Source organism: Megasphaera sp. SW808 (assembly GCF_012027795.1).
GTDB classification, from domain to species: domain Bacteria; phylum Bacillota; class Negativicutes; order Veillonellales; family Megasphaeraceae; genus Megasphaera; species Megasphaera stantonii.
In genome coordinates this window covers 1-1,801 of record NZ_SJOT01000053.1, presented here as the reverse complement: position 1 = coordinate 1,801, position 1,801 = coordinate 1, and the positions used below count along the sequence as shown (strand labels likewise).

Annotated in this window: 1 rRNA gene; it reads left to right on the top strand. The window is 54.4% G+C overall.

Annotation, left to right across the window (positions count from 1 at the left end):
* Positions 1-141: 141 nt before the first annotated feature.
* Positions 142-1,707 (top strand): 16S ribosomal RNA (locus E0L13_RS11650).
* The last annotated feature ends 94 nt before the right edge of the window (positions 1,708-1,801 follow it).

Genomic DNA, 1,801 nt, shown 5'->3' with positions numbered 1-1,801 from the left:
AAGTCGTCGCGAGACGGCATGGCCTTTGAAAACTGAACAATGTGATGCGAAACAATACGCCAGAGTGCGAGGTCTTAGCAATAAGATTTCAAAACAGGTAATACCAATAATAAGTAAGAACGAGCAATCAGCTCTTCACATATCATGGAGAGTTTGATCCTGGCTCAGGACGAACGCTGGCGGCGTGCTTAACACATGCAAGTCGAACGGGAGGACATGGGAAGCTTGCTTCCTATGGACTCTAGTGGCAAACGGGTGAGTAACGCGTAAGCAACCTGCCCTCCGGATGGGGACAACAGCTGGAAACGGCTGCTAATACCGAATACGTTTCCATTGCCGCATGGCAGTGGGAAGAAAGGTGGCCTCTGAATATGCTACCGCCGGGGGAGGGGCTTGCGTCTGATTAGCTAGTTGGAGGGGTAACGGCCCACCAAGGCGACGATCAGTAGCCGGTCTGAGAGGATGAACGGCCACATTGGAACTGAGACACGGTCCAGACTCCTACGGGAGGCAGCAGTGGGGAATCTTCCGCAATGGGCGAAAGCCTGACGGAGCAACGCCGCGTGAGCGAAGACGGCCTTCGGGTTGTAAAGCTCTGTTATACGGGACGAACGGGGAAGTGGCTAATACCCATTTTCAGTGACGGTACCGTAAGAGAAAGCCACGGCTAACTACGTGCCAGCAGCCGCGGTAATACGTAGGTGGCAAGCGTTGTCCGGAATTATTGGGCGTAAAGGGCGCGCAGGCGGTTTCATAAGTCTGTCTTAAAAGTGCGGGGCTTAACCCCGTGAGGGGACGGAAACTGTGAGACTGGAGTGTCGGAGAGGAAAGCGGAATTCCTAGTGTAGCGGTGAAATGCGTAGATATTAGGAGGAACACCAGTGGCGAAAGCGGCTTTCTGGACGACAACTGACGCTGAGGCGCGAAAGCCAGGGGAGCGAACGGGATTAGATACCCCGGTAGTCCTGGCCGTAAACGATGGATACTAGGTGTAGGGGGTATCGACCCCTCCTGTGCCGGAGTTAACGCAATAAGTATCCCGCCTGGGGAGTACGGCCGCAAGGCTGAAACTCAAAGGAATTGACGGGGGCCCGCACAAGCGGTGGAGTATGTGGTTTAATTCGACGCAACGCGAAGAACCTTACCAAGCCTTGACATTGAGTGCCATCCTCAGAGATGAGGAGTTCTTCTTCGGAAGACGCGAAAACAGGTGGTGCACGGCTGTCGTCAGCTCGTGTCGTGAGATGTTGGGTTAAGTCCCGCAACGAGCGCAACCCCTATCTTCTGTTGCCAGCACGTTATGGCGGGGACTCAGGAGAGACTGCCGCAGACAATGCGGAGGAAGGCGGGGATGACGTCAAGTCATCATGCCCCTTATGGCTTGGGCTACACACGTACTACAATGGCTCTTAATAGAGGGAAGCGAAGGAGCGATCCGGAGCAAACCCCAAAAACAGAGTCCCAGTTCGGATTGCAGGCTGCAACCCGCCTGCATGAAGCAGGAATCGCTAGTAATCGCAGGTCAGCATACTGCGGTGAATACGTTCCCGGGCCTTGTACACACCGCCCGTCACACCACGAAAGTCATTCACACCCGAAGCCGGTGAGGTAACCTTACGGAGCCAGCCGTCGAAGGTGGGGGCGATGATTGGGGTGAAGTCGTAACAAGGTAGCCGTATCGGAAGGTGCGGCTGGATCACCTCCTTTCTAGGGAAGAAGTAACGGATTCTGCGGAAGACGTTACAAATCTTTAGGTCGGCATTCTGGAGTACGTACACATTGTTCAGTTTTGAGAGGCCAT